This window comes from Gorillibacterium timonense, assembly GCF_001457415.1.
Classification (GTDB): Bacteria; Bacillota; Bacilli; order Paenibacillales; family NBRC-103111; genus Gorillibacterium; species Gorillibacterium timonense.
The window spans coordinates 223642-247056 of sequence record NZ_LN881720.1 but is presented as its reverse complement, the minus strand read 5'-3'; the positions used below and the strand labels follow the sequence as shown (position 1 = coordinate 247056).

17 protein-coding genes, 2 pseudogenes and 1 riboswitch are annotated in these 23415 nt (G+C 56.5%); of the genes and pseudogenes, 5 read left to right on the top strand and 14 right to left on the bottom strand.

Going from position 1 to position 23415, the window contains the following annotated elements:
* Together BN2684_RS01610 and BN2684_RS23740 are read left to right on the top strand one after the other, a co-directional pair.
* On the top strand, positions 1 to 966 hold a 966-nt coding region (locus tag BN2684_RS01610; RefSeq protein WP_148449848.1), incomplete at its 5' end, for a transposase.
* A pseudogene (locus BN2684_RS23740) lies at positions 938 to 1324 on the top strand (transposase); the annotation flags it as partial. The gene BN2684_RS01610 and the pseudogene BN2684_RS23740, both read left to right, overlap by 29 nt.
* Before the next feature lie 129 nt (positions 1325 to 1453).
* Here BN2684_RS23740 and BN2684_RS01600 read toward each other — a convergent pair.
* The 10 genes from BN2684_RS01600 to BN2684_RS01555 all read right to left on the bottom strand — a co-directional run bounded on the left by BN2684_RS01600 (position 1454) and on the right by BN2684_RS01555 (position 15085).
* The gene (locus BN2684_RS01600; RefSeq protein WP_234340128.1) at positions 1454 to 2176 is read right to left on the bottom strand and encodes a TerC family protein; all 723 of its coding nucleotides are present in this window, start codon (positions 2174 to 2176) and stop codon (positions 1454 to 1456) included.
* Between the two features lie 298 nt (positions 2177 to 2474).
* Entirely contained in the window at positions 2475 to 3293 is an 819-nt protein-coding gene (locus BN2684_RS01595; RefSeq protein ID WP_058300426.1) for a TerC family protein, read from the bottom strand.
* Positions 3294 to 3616: 323 nt separating this feature from the next.
* Positions 3617 to 5629 carry an NAD-dependent DNA ligase LigA gene (ligA, locus tag BN2684_RS01590; RefSeq protein ID WP_058300532.1) on the bottom strand — a complete coding sequence of 671 codons (2013 nt, stop codon included), beginning with the start codon at positions 5627 to 5629 and terminating at the stop codon, positions 3617 to 3619.
* A gap of 106 nt (positions 5630 to 5735) precedes the next feature.
* On the bottom strand, positions 5736 to 8042 hold the full coding sequence (gene pcrA, locus BN2684_RS01585; RefSeq protein WP_187385736.1) for a DNA helicase PcrA: 2307 nt from the start codon (positions 8040 to 8042) through the stop codon (positions 5736 to 5738).
* Complete coding sequence (locus BN2684_RS01580) at positions 8030 to 8767, bottom strand: heptaprenylglyceryl phosphate synthase (protein ID WP_058300425.1); 738 nt, start codon at positions 8765 to 8767, stop codon at positions 8030 to 8032. Before BN2684_RS01580 ends, pcrA begins: the two co-directional genes overlap by 13 nt.
* Before the next feature lie 394 nt (positions 8768 to 9161).
* Complete coding sequence (locus tag BN2684_RS25210; RefSeq protein WP_058300424.1) at positions 9162 to 10310, bottom strand: cell wall hydrolase; 1149 nt, start codon at positions 10308 to 10310, stop codon at positions 9162 to 9164.
* Between the two features lie 530 nt (positions 10311 to 10840).
* Positions 10841 to 11779, bottom strand: coding sequence for a DUF4340 domain-containing protein (locus BN2684_RS01570; protein WP_058300423.1), 939 nt, complete (start codon positions 11777 to 11779; stop codon positions 10841 to 10843).
* Positions 11776 to 13173, bottom strand: a complete 1398-nt coding sequence (locus tag BN2684_RS01565) for a GldG family protein (protein WP_058300422.1) — start codon at positions 13171 to 13173, stop codon at positions 11776 to 11778. Before BN2684_RS01565 ends, BN2684_RS01570 begins: the two co-directional genes overlap by 4 nt.
* A 12-nt stretch (positions 13174 to 13185) precedes the next feature.
* The gene (locus tag BN2684_RS01560) at positions 13186 to 13896 is read right to left on the bottom strand and encodes an ABC transporter permease (protein ID WP_058300421.1); all 711 of its coding nucleotides are present in this window, start codon (positions 13894 to 13896) and stop codon (positions 13186 to 13188) included.
* A complete protein-coding gene (locus BN2684_RS01555; RefSeq protein ID WP_058300420.1) occupies positions 13889 to 15085 on the bottom strand; it encodes an ABC transporter ATP-binding protein in 1197 nt (398 codons plus the stop codon). Before BN2684_RS01555 ends, BN2684_RS01560 begins: the two co-directional genes overlap by 8 nt.
* A gap of 602 nt (positions 15086 to 15687) precedes the next feature.
* On the opposite strand from BN2684_RS01555, the gene BN2684_RS01550 reads away from it, so the two are divergent.
* The 3 genes and pseudogenes from BN2684_RS01550 to BN2684_RS23730 all read left to right on the top strand — a co-directional run bounded on the left by BN2684_RS01550 (position 15688) and on the right by BN2684_RS23730 (position 17884).
* On the top strand, positions 15688 to 16293 hold the full coding sequence (locus tag BN2684_RS01550; protein WP_058300419.1) for a DUF2087 domain-containing protein: 606 nt from the start codon (positions 15688 to 15690) through the stop codon (positions 16291 to 16293).
* Between the two features lie 282 nt (positions 16294 to 16575).
* Complete coding sequence (locus BN2684_RS01545) at positions 16576 to 17082, top strand: GNAT family N-acetyltransferase (protein ID WP_058300418.1); 507 nt, start codon at positions 16576 to 16578, stop codon at positions 17080 to 17082.
* Positions 17042 to 17884: pseudogene (locus tag BN2684_RS23730) on the top strand (alcohol dehydrogenase catalytic domain-containing protein). Before BN2684_RS01545 ends, BN2684_RS23730 begins: the two are co-directional and overlap by 41 nt.
* A 450-nt stretch (positions 17885 to 18334) precedes the next feature.
* Here BN2684_RS23730 and BN2684_RS01530 read toward each other — a convergent pair.
* The 4 genes from BN2684_RS01530 to BN2684_RS01515 form a co-directional block, all read right to left on the bottom strand.
* Entirely contained in the window at positions 18335 to 19090 is a 756-nt protein-coding gene (locus BN2684_RS01530; protein WP_058300415.1) for an SIMPL domain-containing protein, read from the bottom strand.
* Positions 19091 to 19903: 813 nt separating this feature from the next.
* A complete protein-coding gene (locus BN2684_RS01525) occupies positions 19904 to 20569 on the bottom strand; it encodes a hypothetical protein (RefSeq protein ID WP_058300414.1) in 666 nt (221 codons plus the stop codon).
* Positions 20570 to 20780: 211 nt separating this feature from the next.
* Positions 20781 to 21974 (bottom strand): ArnT family glycosyltransferase, encoded by a 1194-nt coding sequence (locus BN2684_RS01520; protein WP_058300413.1) that lies wholly within the window; start codon positions 21972 to 21974, stop codon positions 20781 to 20783.
* 652 nt (positions 21975 to 22626) lie between these two features.
* Positions 22627 to 23025, bottom strand: a complete 399-nt coding sequence (locus BN2684_RS01515; RefSeq protein ID WP_058300412.1) for a hypothetical protein — start codon at positions 23023 to 23025, stop codon at positions 22627 to 22629.
* A gap of 187 nt (positions 23026 to 23212) precedes the next feature.
* A riboswitch (cyclic di-AMP (ydaO/yuaA leader) is annotated at positions 23213 to 23371 on the bottom strand.
* Positions 23372 to 23415: the final 44 nt, after the last annotated feature.

The following is a 23415-nucleotide window of genomic DNA, read 5'->3' as shown; positions in this document are numbered from 1 at the left end:
AGTGGGGGGGAGTCGGCAGCCGTTACCAGTGAAAAGCTGGAGCAGGCGGTCCGACAGTTGGAAGAACGCCTGCAGGAAAAGCCCAAGGACAAACCGCTCAAGAAAGCCGTGCGCGCGCTCCGAAAGGACTTGCTTCCTCGCCTCCAGAAGTACGAGACGCATGAAGCCATCTTAGGGACGCGAAACAGCTATAGCAAAACGGATCATGACGCGACGTTTATGCGGATGAAGGAAGACCACATGCGAAACGGCCAGCTCAAGCCGGGCTACAATGTGCAGGTCGGAACCGAAAACCAGTTCATTCTCGGGTACAGCGTCCACCAGCGACCGACCGATACGCGCTGCCTCATCCCTCATCTCGAAAAGATCAAGGCGCAGCTCGGGAAACTGCCGAGCACCGTGATCGCCGATGCGGGGTATGGCGGTGAAGAGAACTACGACTATCTGGAGCAAAGTGAAGTCGAAGCGATCGTTAAATACAGCACGTATCATCGGGAGATGAGTAAGGCATGGCAGAATGACATCAGCAAGATCGACAACTGGAGCTATGACAGCGAATCGGACACATGGACATGTGCGGCCGGGCAGACGCTTCATTTTCGTCGAACGAGCAAGGAACTGACGGAAAGCGGATATGAAATCGAATACCGGCATTACCGAAGCACAAGCTGCGAGGACTGTCCGCTGAAATCACAGTGTACGAAAGCACAAGGGAATCGTGAGATCAGGGTCAGCATGAAATATATGCAGCTCAAGAACCAGGCCAGACAGAAGCTCCGCAGTGCAGAAGGGTACGCCTTAGCCGTACAACGCATGATTGAGCCAGAGCCTGTGTTTGGCGATATCAAGAACAACCGGGGCTTTAGACGATTCCTGCTTCGAGGCTTACCAAAGGTGAGCCTCGAGGTCGGGTGGTTGTCGCTTGCCCACAATTTGCTCAAGAAGGCNGACGGAAAGCGGATATGAAATCGAATACCGGCATTACCGAAGCACAAGCTGCGAGGACTGTCCGCTGAAATCACAGTGTACGAAAGCACAAGGGAATCGTGAGATTAGGGTCAGCATGAAATATATGCAGCTCAAGAACCAGGCCAGACAGAAGCTCCGCAGTGCAGAAGGGTACGCCTTAGCCGTACAACGCATGATTGAGCCAGAGCCTGTGTTTGGCGATATCAAGAACAACCGGGGCTTTAGACGATTCCTGCTTCGAGGCTTACCAAAGGTGAGCCTCGAGGTCGGGTGGTTGTCGCTTGCCCACAATTTGCTCAAGATGGCAGCGATAGACGCCAAAAACGAAGGAGCTAAGCGAATACAGACCGCTTAGCTCCTTCGTTTCGTTTTTTTGGCTATCCCATTTGCTCCAGAGCTTGTTCCAAAGCTTGCTTTTGGGACACCCTCCTATTTTTGTGTTTTCCGTTGCCAAAGATCCATCGGTAAGACCTAAATTCCATCATCAAGCGCTGTGTGCGACACCTTTGTTTTTGCGCGGATGGGTGCTCCGGTAATACCCGCCTCCGACAAGAAGCAGGGCGAAGACCACAATGAAAATCCATTTGCCAACACCGTCCGCAATGATCCACTGCTCCAGTATCGGTTCCTCCGTTACCATCTTCGCAGCCGTGAATGCGATCACTCCAGCCCCGATATAGAGAATCCAAGAGAATCGATCCATCAGCTTGATGAACAGCGTGCTTCCCCACACGACGATCGGAATGCTGATCAAGAGCCCGATGACCACAAGACGGAAATCATCATGAGCCGCACCGGCGACCGCGAGGACATTGTCCAGCCCCATGGCGGCATCGGCGAGGACAATCGTTCCGACCGCTCCCCACATGGAATCTTTGGCCTTGATCTCGTGTGAATCGCTTCCCGTCATCAGCTTGTACGCGATGAGCATGAGCAGGAGACCGCCCACCAGCAGCAGACCCGGCAGATCGAGCAGCCAAGCCACCGCCAAGGTCGCCAGAATCCGGATGACGACAGCCCCGGCCGTTCCCATGAGAATGACGAGCTTCTGCATCTTTTTCGGCACGTTGCGTGCAGCCATTCCGATCACGATGGCATTGTCGCCCGCAAGAACCAAATCCATGAGGACGATCGATACAAGAGCACCCAGAAACTTCATTGAAAAGATATCCACTTCTCCCACTCCAATCTTGATTTGGCTCGGCAAGGAACTCTTCTCTTTTTTTAATGAGTCGTAATCAAAAAGAAAAGACCTTTACCGTAAAACGGCAAAGGTCTTGCTAACAACGTCAAGCGTTGCCGATAAAGCCGGGATGTCTCTCGGCATCCGAACTGACGACTTTACCGTAACAAGCTACTCCCCTTATGCTTCTCTATTATAACGAGATTCGTAGGCGAAGGTCAACGGCCTTGTACGGCGTCGGTTTGAAAAAATACGAAGCGGTGTCAATCGATATGGGAAGTGGTGCGGATACCCCGTTTCAGAGTTGGCAGCGTACTGCGTCTTAGTGCAATTGCTCCCGCACTTCCCCGACCGGATCCTCCTCGCTCTTGGCCGGATTCTTGCCGCTCAAGAACCAGCCGGTCACCGCGATGATCACCAGCACGATATAGAAAGTGAGCTTCCAGGCCGTGCTGTGAGAGAAGGATTCGGAGATAACGGCGACATCGGGATGGGCGAGTGTCACAACCGCCAGCTTAACGCCAACCCAGCCGACGATGGCGAAGGCCGCAATCTCCAGACCCGGGCGGGAATGCAGCAGCTTGACGAAGAAGGATGCAGCAAACCGCATGATCACGAGGCCGAGGAACCCGCCCGCAAAGATGACCAGGAAGTGTCCGCCGTCCATGCCGCCAATTTTGGGCAGCCCGCTTGCGGGCAAGACAACCGCCATGGCCACCGCCGCCAGGATGGAGTCGATCGCAAACGCGATGTCCGCCACTTCCACCTTGAACACGGTCATCCAGAGACCGGACTTCTTCGGTTCTTTGCCCGGCTTGGAGTTGGAAGCCTCGGTCGCTTCATCCGATTTCCGCTTGCCGGCAATAACCTTACGAACGATGTGGTTCACCGCGATGAACAGAAGATAAATGGCGCCGATGGCTTGAACCTGCCAGATGTCCACCAGGAACGAAATGATGAACAGCGAGACGAGACGAAAGACGAACGCTCCCGCGAGGCCGTAGAAGAGCGCCTTCTTCCTCTCCTGCTCGGGCAAGTGCTTGACCATGATCGCCAGCACCAGCGCATTATCGGCGGCGAGCAGGCCCTCCAATCCGACAAGCACGATGAGTACCCATAAGTATTCCAGTAAAATGTCCACACTACCCCTCCATATGAATGAATAAATTGTTGGCTCTATGCAACGATAAACGCGGGCGTTTATCGGTTTGCCTGTAGTATGCTCCGCGGATTGCGCCGTTAGGATTCCGAACACCAAAAAGACCTTTATCTCCGAGCACGACATGCCAAAGCAGGCCGAACTCAGGATAAAGGTCTCGCTAACACGGTTGTGTCAATAAAACCGGAGCAATTACACTCGTATTGACGGCTTTATTGTACAGCTACTCCCCTTTACAGGAATGCTATTCAATTACTAGCTTGTGAGAAAAATCATAGAGGATTTCCAGTCCCTTGTCAATAGGGTCAGACTCCAGCTTCCCGGAACAGCCGCAGCAGCTCCTCCTCATCGTCGATGACGGTGATGCCGAGCTCACGCGCTTTGGTCAGCTTGCTACCGGCGCTTTCCCCGGCGATAACCAAGTCCGTCTTCTTGGACACGCTGCCGGTCACCTTCGCTCCAAGTTTCTCCAGCTTGCGAGCCACTTCGTCCCGACCCATCACCGAGAGCGTCCCCGTGAGCACGACGGTTTTGCCGCTGAAGAACCCGTCCTCGGGAACGGGCGCCGCTTCCTCCTCCATCTGCGGATCGACTCCCGCTTCCCGCATCCGACGGATGCTCTCCTGCATGAGCGGGTCCGCAAAGAAAGAGACGATGCTCTCGGCGACGATGCTGCCCACATCCGGGAGGGCGATCAGGTCTTCAGTTCCCGCTTCCATCGCCCGGTCGAGGCTGCGGAAATGCTCCGCCAGCACGGAGGTGGTCTTCTTGCCGGTGTTGGGAATGCCGAGCGCAAACAGGAACGAGCCGAGATCGCGGGTCTTGCTTTTCTCGATGGCCGCAAGCAGGTTGCTTGCCTTCTTCTCCCCGAAGCGGTCGAGCGACAATAGCTGCTCCAAGGTCAGGCCATACAAGCCAGACGGGTCGTTCACGCCGAGGCTGTCATAGAGCTGCTCCGCCGTCGCGATGCTGAAGGTCTCGATGTCCATCGCATCGCGGGAAACAAAGTGTGTGATTCGCCCGATCAGCTGAGGCCGGCAGCCGAGCCGGTTCGGGCAGAAGATGTGGGCGCCGCGCAGCTCAAGCACGGTGCCGCAGGCGGGGCAGACGGACGGATATTCAATCTCCTCTCCGTCCGTCTCCTCCGTCGCTTTGCCGAGAATCTCCGGAATGACATCATTCGAGCGGCGGATATAGACAAGCGTACCGAGGGCGTGTTTCAGGTTCTTGCGCTCGATGTCGCCGATGTTGTTCAGGGTACAGTTCTGAACGGTGACTCCGGCGAGCTCCACCGGATCGACCTTGGCCACCGGGGTGAGCTTGCCGGTCCGTCCGACCTCCCAGCTCACGGAGCGGAGCGTCGTCGTCGCTTCCTCGGCCTCAAACTTAAACGCGACCGCCCAGCGGGGGAACTTGTCGGTGTAGCCGAGCGCTTCCCGCGTGCGGAAATCGGTTACCTTGACCACCGCGCCATCGATGAGATAATCCATGCCGTGGCGGGCTTCCGCGATCCGTTCGACCTGCTCCGCCACTTCCTCGATCGTATCGTAATAATGCGTCTCCGGATTGACCTTGAAATGATTGGTCTTCAGGAAGTCGATCATTTCCTTGTGATTTGCAAAGGCGATTTCGTCGGAATACCCGACGTTGTAGATGAACGCGTCAAGATGACGGGAAGCCGTCACGGACGTGTTCAAGTTGCGTAAGGCCCCAGCGGCCGCATTGCGGGCGTTCTTAAGCGGCTCGGCGGCCGTTTGGTTGTACTTCTCAAGAACCGAGAGGAACATGATCCCTTCGCCCTGAATCTCCAGAATTCCGTCCTGGTAAGGAATCGCGAGCGGAATGGAGCGAATCGTCTTCACCTGGGGCAGGATGCCCTCTCCTACCGTTCCGTTGCCGCGTGTGGCCGCCTGCACCAGCTCCCCGCCCTCATAGGTAAGGTTTAGGGTCAGCCCGTCAAACTTCAGCTCCACGACGAAGGTCGGATCAGGCAGCGGGTCCTCTGGGTGCTCCTTGTTGTACTGGGCGACCAGCTTCTCCACCCGCGCCAGCCAAGCGAGCAATTGCTCGTGATTTTGCGCTTTGTCGAGGCTCCACAGCCGCGCCCGGTGGCGGTGCTGCGGGAATCCGCTCAGAAGCTCCCCGCCTACCCGCTTGGTGGGGGAGATGGGAAGCACGACCCCTGTCTCCTGCTCCAGCTTGACGAGCCGGTCATACAGAACGTCGTACTCCTTATCGGAGAGCTCCGGCTGATCGAGGGTGTAGTACATATAATTATGCCGGCTGATCTCAGCGATCAGGGCCTCCATCTCTTCCATCGCTTGTGGAGAACTGCCGGTATTCGGATCGGCCACGTTCCGCTCATCCTTTCTCATCCATTGGCTTCTATTCAGTATATCCGCGATTCGCCACCCGCAAGCCGACTCACAGCTTCGTGATCGGGGCGAACTTGGCTAACAACCGCTTAACGCCTACCGGAGCGGGGAAAGCGATCTGCAGCTCCGTGTCGTCTCCCGTCCCTTTGACAGAGGCGATGACCCCGGTCCCCCATTTGTTGTGGGCGACCTTGTCTCCCGCCTTGAATTCGCTCGGGTCGGTGCGCGGAGCGGAGGCCGCGACGGGGCGCGTCCGCGCGGCTTCCGTCGCAGCGGGACGCCCGTAGGATGAAGCGGCAGCTCCACCCCCTCCACCGAAGCTGCTCCGGGAGGAGCCGCCGCTGTAATCCCCGTAAGACGAGCCGCCGCCGAAGGGAGAGGCCGAACGGGCGAAGCGGTCGCGCGCCGGAGAGCAGTCTTCTCTCAGCTCCTCCGGAATCTCCTTCAGGAAGCGGGAGGGAGGGTTGGCGTTCGTCCGGCCAAACAGCGTGCGCATGCGCGCGCAGCTCAGGTAGAGCGTCTCTTCCGCGCGGGTGATGCCGACATAAGCGAGGCGCCGTTCTTCCTCCAGCTCCTCGTTGTCCATGAACGCCCGGCTGTGCGGGAAGACCCCTTCCTCCATGCCGACGATGAAGACACTCGGGAATTCCAGGCCTTTGGCGCTGTGCATGGTCATGAGAACGACCGCATTCTGCGGCCCTTCCTCCTTGTCCATCGTGTCGATATCAGCGATGAGCGCCAAGTCGGTCAGGAAAGCGATCAGCGACTTGTCGTCTCCCCGTTTCTCAAACTCCATGGTGACCGACAGGAACTCGTCGATATTCTCCACCCGCGAACGGGCTTCCAGCGTATTCTCCTTGAGAATCTCCGCCCGGTACTGCGTGGTTTGCAAAATTTGCTCCGTCAACTCGGTGACGGACAGGTAGTCGGCCATCTGATGGATGTTGCGGATCATGCTGCGGAATTCGGTGAGCGGGCCACGAGCCCGGTTCGTGATGTCGAGCAGCTCGAGATCGTCCAGAAGGGCAAACAGGGAGACCCCGCGCTCTCCGGCCAGCTCCGCAAGGCGGTCCACCGTCGTGTCTCCGATGCCGCGCTTCGGCACGTTGACGATCCGGGCGAAGGAAATGTCGTCATCGGGATTCGAAATGAGCCTCAGGTAAGCAAGCAGATCCTTGATTTCCTTGCGGTCGTAGAACTTGATGCCCCCGACGATCTGGTAGGGAACTTCCGATTTGATGAGAATTTCTTCTATGACCCGGGACTGGGCGTTCGTCCGATAGAGAATGGCATGATCTCCGTACTTGGCGCCCTGCTCCACATTTTCACGGATGCGGGACGTGACGAAATAGCCCTCCTCATGCTCGGAGTCCGCTTGATAGACTTGAATCTTTGCGCCTCGATCTTTCTCGGACCACAGGTTCTTCGGCTTTCGTCCCAGATTGTTCGAGATGACGCTATTGGCGGCATCCAGGATCGTCGAGGTGGAGCGGTAATTTTGCTCCAGCTTGATTTCAGTCGTTTCCGGGTAGTCCTTTTCAAAGTTGAGGATATTGGAAATGTCCGCCCCGCGCCAGCGGTAGATCGACTGGTCGCTGTCGCCTACAACACAGATGCGGTGGTGACGGTCCGCCAGCATCCGGCAGAGCAGGTACTGAGCGCGGTTCGTATCTTGATATTCGTCGACGTGAATGTATTGGAACTTGTTCTGATAAAATTCCAGCACCTCGGGTACCTGCGTAAACAGCTCGATGGTCGCCATGATCAGATCGTCGAAGTCGAGCGAATTGTTCGCTTTCAGCTTCCGCTGGTAGAGAGAATACACCTTGGCCACAACGCCTTGGTAATAATCGCCGATCTTCGCTTCGAAGCGTTCCGGGGTAGTCAGCTCGTTCTTGGCCGCGCTGATCGCCGCTTGAATGCCCTTCGGTTCGAATTTCTTCGGATCGATGCCCAGTTCCTTCAGGCAGTTGCGGATGACTGATAACTGGTCGGTCGAGTCGAGGATGGTGAAATTGGATGTAAAGCCGATGCGGGTGATGTCCCGGCGAAGAATGCGCACGCACATGGAGTGAAAGGTCGAGACCCAGATGTCGCGGGCCTGCGGTCCAACGAGTCCCTCTACCCGCTCCTGCATCTCCCGAGCAGCTTTATTCGTGAAGGTGATGGCAAGGATGCTCCAGGGAGCCGCTTTGCCCGAGGCGATCAGGTAGCCGATGCGGTGCGTCAGCACGCGCGTCTTGCCGCTGCCCGCTCCGGCCATGATGAGCAGGGGGCCGTCGGTGGCGATAACCGCCTTCTGCTGCTGCGGATTCAGCTTACGGATCGCTTCTTGGATATCGTTCATCTGTACCATGTGTTGTCCCTCGTTTCTGGATTACGCCGCTCTTCGGGCACGGTAGCCATCGCGAGCGGTAAATTCTCGTAGATCAGATTCCCGACAACAATCGTGTCGGCTGCGTCCAGCGCCGCAAGCGCTTGCTCCGGCGTGCGAATGCCGCCGCCATAGAACAAGCGGGCGTTCTGCAAGGCCGTCTTCGCTTCGCGGACCCAAGCCATGTCGCCCCAGCTGCCGCTGTACTCGATATAGAAGATCGGCATGCGGAACAACCGGTCGGCAAGCATGCCGTATGCCAACAGGTCCCGGGCATCCGCCGGAGCCTGCGCGCCGCTTACCCGAGCCGCCATCGAGCGGGGGTTAAGAATGACATAGCCCTCCGGGACGACCCGATCCCAATCGAGGACGTTCCCATATTCCTTCAGAGCCTTCTGATGAAGGCCGGTAATCCAGTCGCCGTCGGGCGTATTCAGCACGACCGGAATCAGATACAAATCGAAACCGGGGACCGCTGCATCGGCGTCCGACAACTCGAGGGCGCATGGCACCTCGTACCTGCGCACGCGGGACAAGAGATCCGCGGTATTGTCATAGGTAACGCCGGAGGAGCCGCCGACAATCACGGCATCGGTTCCCGACAGACAAACCCGTTCAAGGGCCTCATCGTCGATGAACTTGTCCGGGTCCAGCTTGAATACATGCTTCCAAATCGTAATATCGGGCTTCACGGCGTTCGTTCCCATTCCTATAGGGTCAGTTCCTGCACACAGGAACCCGGCGCGAAGGCCGCGCCTGTTACAAGTCTAAGGCAGGGGCGGGATGCCGTCAATCGCCTGCAGCAGCCGTCGGACTCCCAAGTTCTTTCCAATACCGATTCCTTTTTTCCAGTATAGCTCATGGGAATAGACGTTCGCAATAAAGAGAGCGACAGCAAAAAAGCCCCCGCAGGGGCTAGGTACGCTGTCAGCCCTAATCGTGTGGATATGAATCAGCGTCAATGGGTATGAGAAGTTGTGCGAAGACCACGGTTTTTAAGCTGACAGCGCACTAGGTCATAACGGGGCAGCCGCAGCGTACCAGCATAGCCCAAGTGTGTCTCAACCCGCTGTGAAGGAGCGGAACGGACGATCATTCGGGTCATTGGGCGAACAGATGATTACCGATTCGTTTTGTTGCGGCGCGACTGCGAATCCAGCGCGAAGTGGCGGTGTCGGGGTTGTAGTAGTAGACGGCATTGCCGGTCGGGTCCGTTCCCCGCAAAGCTTCGCGAGCGGCGCGGTAGGCGGCGACCCCCGGCTTCAACCGGTATTGGCCGTCATGGACCGCCGTGAAGGCCCCTCGCTGGAAGACTACTTCCCGGATTGTATCCGGAAAATGAGGACTCTTCACCCGGTTGATCACCACCGCGCCTACCGCGACCTGGCCTTCATAGGACTCGCCGCGCGCCTCGGCGTAAATGATCCTGGCGAGGATGTCCAGCTCGCCGGGATTCAGCTCGATGACGGTCTTCTCCGCTTCCTCTCCAGCAGGCTTCTCGGCCATATCACTGTCGGAAGAGGCTGCTTGAGAGCGCGTGTAGCCGCCGGAAGAAGCTGCTAGGGTAGCGGGGCTGCCGGGATTCGCGATGACAACAGCCAATTTCGCCGTTTTGCTGAAAGCAGCCTGTTTTCCTATTGTGCCGAAGGCGGACGGCCCCGCCTTCTCCGGGAGTGGAAACGCGGAGGCTATGGTCACCTTCGCCTTCGCTTCTCCTACCCGCCCGGCCTGCCCTCCCATCAGCCGGTAAGTCAGAGAAGCGGTTGAAGAGAGCAACGCCCTCCCTTCCCCTCCGCGAATGGAAGCGCCTGTGGCTGCGTGATCAGAGGACGCCGAGCTTCCTCCTAAGCTTCGCCAAGAGGAAACGGGATGCCGCCGGACTCCACTCCACAAAGCGGCCGCGCTATCGGTTTCGGCGGTCTGCTGCACCGCCGCTATGTCTTGAGCCGGCGAATATTTTGCCGACAGGGGGCCATTAACCTTACTACGCGAGTTGCCGTTACTCTTGTTTAACGAGTTGCCGCTGCTCTCGCTAAGCGAGATCCCGTTATTCTTGCGGCTATGCCCCGATGTCTCTTCAAGCTTGGAGCCGGGAACGGCCGGGTTGTCCTGATGTATGGGAGCGGAATCGGAAATGCCTCCCTCCGCCTCCTTGCCGCGCTCCTGCGGCCGCTTGGCTGCCTCCGCAGGCAGGATGCATAGAGCGAGGGCAAAACTGAGGACGAGCGGTGTAAAAAAACGAACCTTCATGAAAAACCTCCTGATTGTCCCATTCAACCTATTGCACGGTCGAACAGGGGATTCAGGGGACGATCGGCGTTACCGGCGAACTTATTCCGGTGAACCTTTCTGGTGAACCCTTTCAGCGAAGCTAGATTGGATCTGAATCTGCCTTATGTACGCTTGTCCTGCCGAAAGGCCGAACCAAAGGTTGAGAGCCGATGCCCCTTGTTATGATGCAGGGAGAGGAACCTCAACCCTAACCTTAACCAAAAGTTCAGCCGGTGACGCAGACGCGTGGGTCTGCTCCGTCTCGAGCAGGATATGCTGAGCCGGACAAGGCACCTAGAAAACAAGCAAAAAGCCAGTCCCGCGGGATGCGAGATTGGCTTTCGACTGGATTTTTGCTGGATATAGGGACTGCCGCTATCGGACCCCAACAGGAAGAAGCGCCGCGGCCCTAAGTGGATGAATATTGGCGCCCCTGACCCAAAGGGATTGGAGAGAGGCCTGAGCTTATCATAAGCCGGCCGTCTCTCGGTTTCCCGGTTCAATGCCGTTTACTGCTGCGCTTCCCCGGCGTTTTTGCCGGCATCGTAAAGCGCTTGAACGTCCGTCAGCTTCAGGCTGTACGCCCAAGACCCGCCGTCTTTGACAAAGACGACCTGATCGTCTTTGACTTTGCCGTGGAAGGCACTCTCGGTTGTCTTCCCGTCTTTCTCCTCCGTCACGGTGACGGTGAGTTCCGGGTTGCTTACATCCGCTTTGGCAGCCGGAGTCATGAGCGCATCCGCATAGAGACTGGTCAGCTTGTCGAGCACGGCTGAGCCTTCCTCGGCGGTCAGCTCCTTCGAATCCCGCTTCCACTTGCTCTCATAGGCCATCTTGGCGGGCTCGGTCTTTTCCAACGTCCAGCTTTGCCCTTTCCAGGTCAGCTTGACCGTCTTCACGGAGTTGTAGACTGAATCGACCGCTTGTGTGTTTACAAAAGACAGAGCGGAGCTTTCCAGCGAGCTGAGTGAGGTGTCGCTCACTTCATAGACCTTGGGATCGCCTTCGAGCTGAACATAGGTGGTCCCGCTGACGGGGAGGGGCTTGCCGATCGCGAGCTTTTTCACGGTGCCGTCCGCAAGGGTGGCCGTCAACGTCTTCTCCGGCTCCTTCAGGCCGTACGGCGCGAGGTCCGTCGGAGCCTCCTCCACCACAGACTCATAGGTCAGCAGCGCGAACGCGCTCGCCCAGTTGTCCGGCCCGTACGTATTGAGCGGGTAAGCGTCCGGCTTGTTCATGCTCCATTCCTTGTCCTTCTTCGTCAGTGCGATGTCGTCCGTCTTCGTATGGATGGCAATACCCACCAAGTCATCCGATTTTATCGTAAAAAAGGGTTTGCCTGCCGTCTCGTCGGTCGTCTTGCTGTTGAGGAATCCCTTCTCGGAGGCGAACCAGAACCCTCCGGCGCAGACGAGGACGAGCAGAAGAGTGGGCCAAAGCCGTTTCATCCTCTTCTCCTCCTCCACCAAACCAGCCCGCCTGCCAGCAGGAAGAGAGCCGGAATGACGATGATCGTCACGATAAAGATCGTGTTGTTCTGCCGGGGAGTAAGGTAAACCTGCTGCATCTGCGCCTCTTCACGGGGACGGATGGTCAGCGAGGATTGATCCTCATGCAGCCAGCCGACGCTGTTCAGGGCAAAATCCTTGTTGCCTTGCTCAGACAAGTATTGGTCTTCCACGAACATGCCGTTGCCGACGACGACCGCCTTCGGCTTGCTGTCCTTATCCTTGATCGCATAGGCGAGCGCCAGCGGCCCTTCCAGGTCGCCCTTCGCCTTCTCGATATCCTTCTGCGTCAGCTGCTTCTTGAGCAGCTCGGCCAGGTTGGTCTTCCCGTAGCCGTCGCTCGTTGTCGCGAGCAGCTCGTCTGCGGTATAGCCCGTGGAGCCGATCTCGGAGGTGAGGCCGATCGAAGCGGGCATGATGGTGACGCGGTTGGCGCTCTCGAGTTTATCGGTAATTTCGTGGTAGCTGTACTCCGGAATGATCGTGAGCGGATCGCTGCTGAGCGAGCTGTTCGTCTCTACGGCGAGCGCCTTCGTATTCTTCACGCCCACTTGAGCGAGCACGGTGTCCCAGTTTTTCCAGCTGTCCATCTGATCCGACAGACCGAGGGTGAAGAATAGCTTGCCCTTGCCCAACAGGTAATCTTCCACCAGCTTCGCTTCCGAGTCCGATAGATCCTGCTGCGGAGAGAGGATGAACAGCGCTTCCGCATCTTCCGGGATTTTGCCGTCCTTGACCAGGTTTAGATCGGCCAGCGTATAATTCTCGCTCTCCAGCGCGGAAGCGAAGGACGCTGCGTTCGACACCGTCTGTTCGCCGTGACCGGTCAAGAAATACGCTTTGTGGGCGGTGCCCGACGTGAGGCTCATGATGGCTTGGGTGAATTTCTCTTCTCCGGAAAAGTTATAGGTCGACTGATCCGAGCCGTACCCGAAGATATCGTTGTAGAGAACCGTCTTCTTCTTGTCACCAACCTCGAAGATCACCGTGCCGTATTGCGTAATGCCGTATTGCTCGGCGAGCGTCGGCTGCTTCTTCGGATCGACCTCCTGGAAGGAAACCTTCTTGTTCAGCCGCTTGTAATCCGTCAACAAATCGCTAACTTGGCGGTTGTAATACTCCTGGCTGGAGCTGGTGAAGGCGATCACGTTCACCTCTTGCTTCAGGTTCTTCACGACGGTCGTCGTCTGATCCGACAAGGTAAACTTCTTCGTCGCCGTCAAATCCCACTGGAGTCCCTTGGCGGAATGCAGGAAGACCGTGAGCAGGATGAATATCCCGATGACAGCCGCCGACAGGACGACGGCATTGGTGCCTCTGATCCATTTCTTCACGACAATCCCTCCTTATCTCCAGCGTTTGCGTTCCAGCGTCTGAATGCTGAGAACGACAAAGACGAGAATGAATGAGACGTAGAAAATCACGTCGGTCCAGTCGAGCAGGCCCTTTTGCAGATTGACGGTGCGGGAGGAGATCGAGAACAGCTGCAGCCATTCTCCACCCTTCGGCAAAATGCTGCCGCTCAGCCATTCGAGCATCCAGAGGATGAGCAGCATGGCGAAGCCGGCGATCCCCGCGACCATCTGATGCGAGCTGAGCGTCGAGGCGAACAGCCCGACCGCCATCATCGCCGCCCCGAGCAGAAAGAGGCTGAGGAACGACAGCCACATCACCGGCAGGTCGAGTGCGCCGAAGCGGGACAGGATGAAGGGATAGACGAGCGCGCCTCCGACCAGGATGAGCTGAAGGAGAATGGCGGCGAGGTATTTGCCGACGATAATCTCGGTCAAGCTGGCCGGAGAGGTGAGCAGGAGCTCGTCGGTGCCCTGGCGAAGCTCGTCGGAGACGAGGCGCATGGTCAGAAGCGGGATGACGAACAGGTAGACCACCATGAAGTTTCCGAACAGCGGCCGGATGTCGACGGTCTGATTGCCGAGGAAATCCATACTGAAGAAGAAGCCGCTGACGAGAAAATAGAAGGCGAACGCCACATACGCCGTCGGAGAGAAGAAATACATCTGCAGCTCCTTGCGGCAAATGGCCCATGTTTTACGCATGCTCATCCTCTCCTTTCGGTGCGTCCGCATCTGCGGAGGAGGACGGTTCCTCTTGATCCGGGGAACCGGAGCGTTCCACAGCCGCCTCTTCTCCAAAGCGGGGTCCTTCGGCCAAAGCCCCAACGCGTTCCGAATCCGTCGGGTCTTGATCGGCGTTCACGGAGCCGGCCCCCTCCTCCATCTGCTCATCCGTCGTCAGCTTGAGGAATACATCCTCCAAGCTGAGCGACACTTTGTTCATCTCCAGAATGGGGGTGCCGAGCGAAGCGAGCCGGAAGAACAGCGCCTCGCGCACATCCGTCTGATCAGCCGAAACCACCTTCAGCCGGACGGTGGAAGCGCCGCCATCCGGAACCGCCAAAGCATGCTCTCCTTCTTCTGGCTCTTGAGTCGGAATGAGCAGCTCTGCCGCCGGTTTCGACGAGATCGCGGTCACTTCCGCGACTTCCGGAATGGCCGAGATGGCTGTGAGCAGCTCGTCCTTCGAACCGCGCACCTCGAGGTTGACCTCGAAGCGCTCCGCCAAAGAGCCGGCCAGTTCATCCGGCTTGCCGTCCGTGACGATCTTGCCCTGGTTGATGATCAACACGCGGTTGCAGATGCTGTTCACCTCGGGCAGGATGTGGGTGCTGAGCAGCACCGTGTGCTTCTCTCCAAGCTCGCGGATGAGCTTGCGAATTTCAATGATCTGCTTCGGGTCGAGCCCCGAGGTCGGTTCGTCGAGCACGAGCAGGTCGGGCTCGTGGAGAATCGCCTGCGCCAGGCCGAGCCGCTGCTTATACCCTTTGGACAGCCCGCGGATGACCTGCCTCTCCCGCCCGGTCAGCCCGAGCATCTCCGTGACTTCACCGATGCGCTTCTTCTGGCTGCGGGCCGGAATGTCGCGCAGATCGGCAACGAACTTCAAGTAATCGCGCACTCTCATATCCAAGTAAAGCGGCGGCGTCTCGGGCAGATAGCCGATTTTACGACGCACCTGCTTCGGCTGATCGGCCATCGAGACCCCGTCCACGAGAATCGAGCCGTGGGTCGGATTGAGATAGCCGGTGATCATCCGCATGGTCGTCGTCTTCCCGGCGCCGTTCGGTCCGAGAAACCCGACGATCTCCCCCCGGTTCATGGAAAAGTCAATCTCATCCACTCCCCGGCGGTTCGTGTACAGCTTGCTTACCTTCTTCACCTCAAGCAAGACCGTTTCCCCCTTCGCATACGTTCCTGAGCCTACTTAAACTGGCGGCATAGCACCCCGGTTGGAGGCTTTTGCTATCAGTATCGTCCACCCCTGGAGCATTCCAAACCACAGAGTGGGACCCTATTCACTATAGGAAAGCTAGAATAAACCAGGATTAAAAAGAGATGAAAGGAAGCTTAAAAATAGTTGTCCAAAATGTGAACACCTTGATTATGAGCGATGAATACGACTTTTTGTAAGTGGAGACGAGCGATTTTCCCTCAATGGAACGGTACTTTTTTCGTGTTAGGTGACCCACGATTCAAATCGCAAAAAACGGACTGGCTATGACTCAAGGGATTGCTACTCTTTGCAGGTGGGGTGACCACATCATGTGACGCCAAGTACCGCGCACTGGGAGCTTCGTGCGGTGCGGAAGTGACCTCTTACCTCTTAAACAAAAGAACAAACATCCAACAGAGTAAAGGCCCGCAAGACGAATAACCGCATGAGGTTTACAAAGTTCGATGATCGACTAATTAGATAATTGACAAATTAGTTCGCTATCCTATATGATTTGATCACAATCTAATTAGATGACTGTTTAAGGAGTTGGAGCTATGCAATTAGAAAAACTGGTCGCCTTCCATAAAGCGCTGTCCGATCCGACCCGCATCCGCATCCTGCGGCTTATCGCCGATGGGCCGCTCAGCGGGCAGGAGCTCGCCGGCCGACTCGGCGTCACCCCGCCCACCATCACCCACCACATGTTGAAGCTGAGGGAGGCGGGGGTTCTTTTCGAATGGCGGGAGAAGAACACGATCTATTTTTCACTCAACCGCGAGATGCTGGAGGTCAAGGCCGGAGGAACGGTATCGTTCATCAGCCCTTCTGGCGCCGAGAAGGAGGTAACGGAGTTGACGGCATTAAACGAGGACAAATTCAAGGAGAGCGTGCTGAAGAACTTTTTCGGTAAGGACGGACGCCTGAAGACCATCCCGGCTCAGCTCAAGAAGAAGATCGTCATTCTGGAGTGGCTGGCGGAGCAATTCGAGATCGGCAAGGCCTATCCGGAAAAGGAGATCAACGAGTTCCTGAAGCGATATCATGAGGATTTCGCCACTCTCCGGCGCGAGCTGATCATGCAGCAGTTCATGTACCGTGAGAAGGAAGTTTACGAGCTGAATCCACGCGAGGTTTGGACGAATTGGCGGAATTTGCACTGACGGGGGCGAAACGGACCCTTGTGAGGTGGGATCGACAGGAGGAAATACTGACGGGACGAACGGAATTCGCTCGAGGCGGGATTGACTGGCGGAAGCTGTGCTGACGGGTCCGGAGAGTGTGTATGCAGGCTGATCGTATGGTGGAATAGCGGTTGAAAATCTCCTAAGGAAGAGCCCCTATGGCTCCAAACAGGGGAAGCTATTCAGCCGAATCAACCGAAAGACCAGTTCTACAAACACGCTCTGCTCCGAATCCATTTGAACCGAAAGGAAGGGTGCGTTATGCTGATATGGGAAAAGGCAGAGCCTGGAAACGCCGCGCGCGAGCTGGCTCTGCGAAACACCGATTCGTTCTACAATCGGGTTACGGACGGCAAGGAATGGCTGACGCTTACAGACGTGGAAAAGGATCGCGAGGAAGGACTCGAATATGGAGCAGACCGTTTTATCCTGCGGTTGAACGGCGAAGATGTCGGCGTCTTCGACTATCTGTATCGGCAGGACAAGGCTCCGTGGATCGGATTTTTGTTTCTTGCGCCGTCGTTCCGTCAACAAGGATTGGCGCTTGCTGCGCTCTCCGAGTATTTCACCCGTCTTTGGAAGCAAGGTTATCAGACCTGCCAGCTCGGAGTGGTGGAGGGCAACGAGCCTGCTCACCGATTCTGGCAAGGACTTGGCTTTGAACCTGTCCGCACCGCAACCCTGAGAAACGGCAACCATGCGGATGTGTATGAAAGGATGATTGACGATGACTTCATTTCGAGCCTTAACAGTCGACAAAACGGATGACGGCTTCACCCGCGGAATCCGTGAATGGCAAACCGAGAATCTCCCGGAGGGCGAGCTGCTGATTCGCGTCAGCCACTCCGGCATCAATTATAAGGACGGGCTGGCCGGCAAGGAAGACGGCAAGATCGTGAGCTCGTATCCCTTCATTCCGGGGATCGATCTCGTCGGAACGATCGTCTCCTCGGAGGACGCCCGCTTCGCTCCCGGCGACGCGGTGCTCGTCACCAGCTACGGCCTCGGCGTCTCACACTTCGGCGGGCTCGCCGAATACGCGCTGTCTCTTTTTCACATCTCGGTGGGTATAAGCGCCAGGTGGATATCCTAACTGCGCTTCACCGTCGCCGGCGCCACGGGCAAACCGGCGGCCCAAGCCTGGCTCCGCGAGCTGGGGGCCGCCGAAATTGTGCCGCGGGAAGAGCTGCTTCCCGCGAAGCCGCGCCCCCTCGCCCATGAGCGTTGGGCGGGGGCTGTGGATCCCGTGGGCGGCGCCGTGCTCGCCCACGTCATCGCCTCGCTGCGCTACGGCGGAGCCGTCGCAGCGTGCGGGCTCGCCGGGGGCGGGCAGCTGCCGACCACGGTGTTCCCTTTCATCCTGCGCGGCGTCAGTCTGCTCGGCGTCGACTCCGTCGAATGCCCGATGGACGAGCGCCTGCACCTGTGGAAGCTCCTTGCCTCCGACTGGAAGCCGGAGAAGCTCGGGCTGCTCTACCGCGTGATCTCGCTCGATGAAGTGCCGGACGCCATGGATGCGATCCTGCGCGGGGAAGTGCAGGGCCGGCTTGTGGTGGACATGAGCCGCTGATTGCTGATGATTCAGTTTGTCGCTGAGTACTGGTTGCTCGGTTGAAGGTTGCTTGCTGCTAAGCGGTTTTTTCTGGTTGCTGGTTACTGGTTACTGGCCGGCTACTCGGCTGAAGTTACTTGTTGCTAAGTACTTGTTACCTGTTACTGGCTACTGGTTGCAGCAGTGCTCTCTCTTCCTTACGGAAAGAGTTTCCCGATTTGTGTACGGAATGAACTCGCCAAGTTCGAGAGCAGATGGAACTTCCAAGTTTGAGTTCACAAGGAACTTGCCAAGTTAATCAAAAGGACCCCAAATCCACCGCTCTTCAGTGGAGATTGAGGTCCTTTTTCGCATCCGGCATTCCGCTTGACACGACGAGGCTCGACGAATGGTAGAATGACTCTCGAGAGAGCTCCCCTCGCCCGTCCTGCCTCTTATTCTTACATTAATGCTCGCTTGTTACTGGCCTTACTTCATGTCGTACGTCACGCTGACCTGTGCGGTCACATCGATTTCACCCGGCTGCACGGAGGTTCCCGCCGTATCCGCTGCAGCGGTCGCCGCCAGCTTCTCATAGCCCATGTAGTTTACCGGAACGCTGCCGGTGTCAAGCTGAGTAACCGAGACGACCTGGCCAAGGCTGCGTTTGGCCGCCTTTGCGATGGCGCCCGCTTTGACGTCCGCGTTGGCCATCGCCTTTTCCAACACCTGAGCCTCAAAAGCCGAGGGATCTTCCACGGAGAAACTAGCGTTGCCGATGTTGTTCGCTCCGGCTGCAGCGACGGCGTCCAGCAATCCGCCGACCTTATCCAGATCGCGATAGTTGATCTGCAGCGTGTGATTGGCGTTGTAGCCCTTCACCTGCTGGCCTTCCTTCTCACTGTACGTGTAGTTCGGCTGCACGCTGAAGCGGGCGGTTTGAATATCCTTGTCGGCTACGCCCCAAGTGCCCTTCAAGACCGCCGTAATCTTTTGAATTTTGGCTGCGTTAGCCTTCTGCGCTTCCGCCGCTGTGGCTGCCGACGTGTCGACGCCGATGGACAGGTAAACGATGTCTGGCTTGATGGACAGCTCTCCCTTGCCTGTTACCTGAATCACGTTTTTCTGCGCCTCCTCCGCCAAAGCTTTTTCCGGCCCCTTCAGCGCTCCGTTCAGCCCCATGCTACCAAAGATCAACCCGCTTGCCAGCGCAACCGCTCCGACCGTTTTGACCCAACCTTTCATTCTGGTCATCCTCCTTGTTTGTGGAAAATCGTCTTGCTCGCACCCTCTAGACGGAAAGCTTGGCAAAAGGTTGCAATTCAATGAAAAAAGAACCGAGCATCGTGTTCTCTCCTATTTGACCCTCTCTCAAGGAAAAACCCGAAACCTGGGTCCCTGCAGAACTCTCATGTCACCTACACACTTCACCTACACACTTCACCTACACACTTCACCTACACACATCGAACGATCCCCACCTTACTCCCTTGCACAAAGGTTAGCTCACCGCACCAATCCGGATCCTTGTTAAGAAATCATGCAATAAATGCAATATTTTTAAACCATAACCACGTTTTTCTCTAAATTGTTGCCTTTTGTGCATGATTTTCGGGCGAAAGTGCTCGATCTCGAAGAAAATGATGACATTAATGCATGATTTCACAGAAAAAGAGGGGGATTCCCTAAAAATGTTGCAGAAAATGCATGATTTTATTCTTTTTCGGGATCCGAGTTTCGTGATCCGGGATCGAGTTTCAAATTTCATGATCCGAGATTCGTGATCCGGGATCGAGTTTCAAATTTCATGATCCGAGATTCGTGATTCGTGATCCGGGATCGAGTTTCAAATTTCGTGTTTCGTGATCCGGGATGCGAAATTCGGGTTCCACCCCTTCCTTTCCCTGCAAAACCCCACATCCCGACGACTTAAAATCCAAGTTACGAAAAGTCAATCCGAACAACCGACAAGCCTGCCTCTTCACAGCTCATTCACGGCTCATTCACAGCTCATTCACGGCTCATTCATAGCTCATTCACAGCTCATTCACAGCCCCTTCATGGCCACATCCCGGTATCCTTCTCCACCAGTTCGTAACAGCAGGTGTACTTGGCACGCGCTATCGGGCGCATCATTCCCTTTTCCGTTAATCCCTGGAGCCACTTGCGGGCCGTTCGATAGGTTACCTGGCAGCCTTCGATCACATCCATCGTCCGAATGGGTTTTCCCAGGCTCCAGGCTAGCCGCAATACTTCTTTTTCTGCTGGAGATAGCTGTATGTCTTTAGGAGTCCGCAGAAGATACGGTCCGAATACCATCTGCAACAGCATGCGGCACAACTCCGGTCTCTGCTGAACATCGTCGAAGGAAAAATGAAGCACGGTCCAGCCCATCGCCGTCAGAAACGTATCCCGATTCAACGAATAGCTGAACTTTTCCCGATCGACGTCCTTGATATGGCTTTGATAGCTGTCAATTTCCAACCCAAATCGCCCATATGGAGGAAGGTATGCAAAGTCGAGAAACTGTGACTTTCGGTTCCAATCAGCCACTTCGTATTCCGGATGAAGGTAGTCCAATGTCCCGAACAACGGCCACCATACCTGCTGAAGGAACAGCTTCTCTGCATAGGCATGCCCACGCTGCAGCCTTCCACGCCGCTCTCCGGACCGCAACCGGAGATGATTCTGAAGGAACTCCTCATGTGAAGCTTCAAAGCTCATGGACAACTCCCCTTTAACCCAATCGAATGTTCTGAACCTGCATCTGAACCCGATTTCCCGATAAAAAAAAGAACGCCCTCCCGTAAAAGCTACAGAAGACGTTCTTCGTCTGATGCGAGTATACCATACAAAAAGAGAGATCCACAGAGGTGAAGCGGAGATCATTTAGAGAAAAAATGTCGACCAAATCGACAGCTTTAGATTGCCGCACCTAAAACCGGTACTCGCTCGGATACCCGAAGTCTTCCGTTCCGCGCAGCCGATTCCAGACGACCGAGACGGCGTAGCCGAAGCCTAGCATCAAGAAGGCGTACATAGGATACGCATAGCGCGCGACCGGGATAAACATCAGTTGGATACCTACAAGCATCAGTAGGCCGATGGCGAGAAAACGGAGCGGGCGGCTGCGGAAACTGAGCAGCGCGAGCCAGCCAATCCAGGCAAAAGCCAAATGCAGAGCGGTGAAAATGTCAGCAAAAGGGGCCGGAAGCATAAGCCGCGGGGTTTTGAAGATGACCATGAACTTGCCCACCGTGAACCAGCGGATCCACAGCCACGGATCTTCCCTCAAGCCCTCCTTCAGCCGCTTCAGCCCTTCCTGAAACTGATCGCCCTTCTGCGCTTCATTCCAGTCGATCGTTCCCTTGAGATAGGGGTCTGTGCCGGCGAGGAACGGATTGCCCATTCCACCTTTGGCCGTCAGGACAAATTCATGCAGCGTCACCGCGTTGCGGATCCACCAAGGCAGCATCAGAAGAGCGAACGCCCCGACCGCCGTAACAATTTCCCGCGCGTACAAACGCCGGTCGCGCACCCAGATGATCACATAGGGCACCACAGCAAGCGGAAGCACTTGAGGCCGGATCAACACGGCCAGCGCGACGAGCAGGCCCGCCGCCACGTGGTCGCGCAGCCGATTCTCGCGGATGATCTTCGCCTGGGCATAGAGCATGCCGAGGAAGGCGGTGAGAAACAGCGTCTCTGTCGTGATCAGCTGCGGCGACCAGATATACGTCGGGTAAAAGGCCGCGAGCGCTGCCGCGACAAGTCCGGCCCGCCGGCTCCACAGCTCGCTTCCGAGGGCGTACATCAAGAGAACGGCGGCCGCTCCCAGCACGCACTGCAGGTAGCGCACCGTATTCTGCGCCGAAGTGAGATGGTCCGTGCCGACCACCTTCACCACCGCCGCCACGAAGAGCGGATACCCGGGTGTCACTCGGGCATTGGGAACTTCTTCGTTGTAAGCGTAAATCCCTTTATCCACCAGGCGCACGGCCTGTTCAGAATAATTCTTCTCATCATGGGACAGCTTGCTGCCCTCCGATGTGACCACATAGCCTACCCGCAAAAGCAGGGCGGCGGCCACCAGAAGGGCGAGCGCGATCCCGTATCGTCTTTTTATCAAGGAGTTCGGTTCCTTTCCCGGAGTGGTCTCGTTTCTCCTGTTTTCTCCAGAATAGCAGACCCGCGCCCGCTAGACTAGCCTTTCGGCAAATCGCATGCTCCTTGTTACGCTTCGTTCGGTGGCAAACTACGGGCACGGAAGTCCCCCTAACCGCTCTTCCCGCTCTTCCCGCTCTTCCTCCCCCTCGCTCTTCTTCCCTCTTTCCCTCTAACGTCAATCCATGATTTGTGTACCTCGACCTAATACGCCGTCCACCCGAATCGTATGGATACGGTTCGGCGTCAATCGGTATGGGAAAATGTGCGGAACCCATCGTTTTTGAGTGGACAGCGTATTAGTCGGAAGCAGTCCCACAAGCCCAAAAAAGCCGGAACCCATTCCGTTACCGGAACAGATACCGACTTTTTCTAAGCTCAACTTTCCTGCAATCGAATAGACAGCGGCTAAGCACAGAGCTTTTCTTCCAGACCTTCTATTCCGTTGTTTCTCCAGCCCTAATGCGGGTTGGGACTGCTTTCCGCGCTCTACACACTCTAAAGCAGATAGGATATTTCTTGCTCTATAGTTCTACACGCTTGTAGCAGTTAGGTACTTCTCCGCTCTATAGTTCTACACGCTTTGTAGCAGTTGGGTACTTCTCCGCTCTATAGTTCTACACACTCTGAAGCAGGTAAGATACCTCTCCGCTGCGGGAGTAGATGACGTCCTTGGCTCCCAGGTGGCGGTAGATCGGGCGCGGAACACCGTTTTGTGAGATGACGATGATCGGCCCCTCCGTCCAGGCGCTGCACAGCTTCAGATAGCGACAGGTCAAATTCAAGCTATCCTCAAACAGAAACACCATCCGCGCGGGTTCTCCGGCTTCGGCGGGGATTCCGGCGTCTTTTGTGTCCACCTGTACGAAGTCCTGAACGCCGAGCTTGGCGAGGCGCTCCTTTTGATCCGGATGGTTAATGAGAACGGCAAAGGGAATCTTCTTATACTTCAGCATCCGGATGAACTGCTCTCCGGCGGGACTGGGCGCGGAAACGAGAACTTTTTCTTGGGTCATGGCGGGTTCCTCCCGGTCGTTCCGCACCGACTTACATGAAGCTCGGCGGGAGCGGATTTCGTGTACGTGCAGCTCCGGCAGCCCTTTCTGTGCACAACAAAAAGAAGCCGGGGGAAAGAGACCCTTTCCCGCGGCTTCTCCTCATGAAATCCTTGGAAGGATGATGGGATCAGCGTGCGCGTTCAAACAAGCCCCTCTCGAGACGCTTGCGAGGTTAGCTGTCGGATTCGGACGTGAGAGTCGCCCTACCTTCGGCCTGCTTGGCCGGAAGGATTCACCCCTGTAGCGCGCGGTGCGCGCCGTTCGGTTCCCCCGCTCCCTGTTCGGGATTCAGCGTGTGTCGTAATCACGAAACGTATCATACTCCCTCGCCGTTCCGCTGTAAAGTCC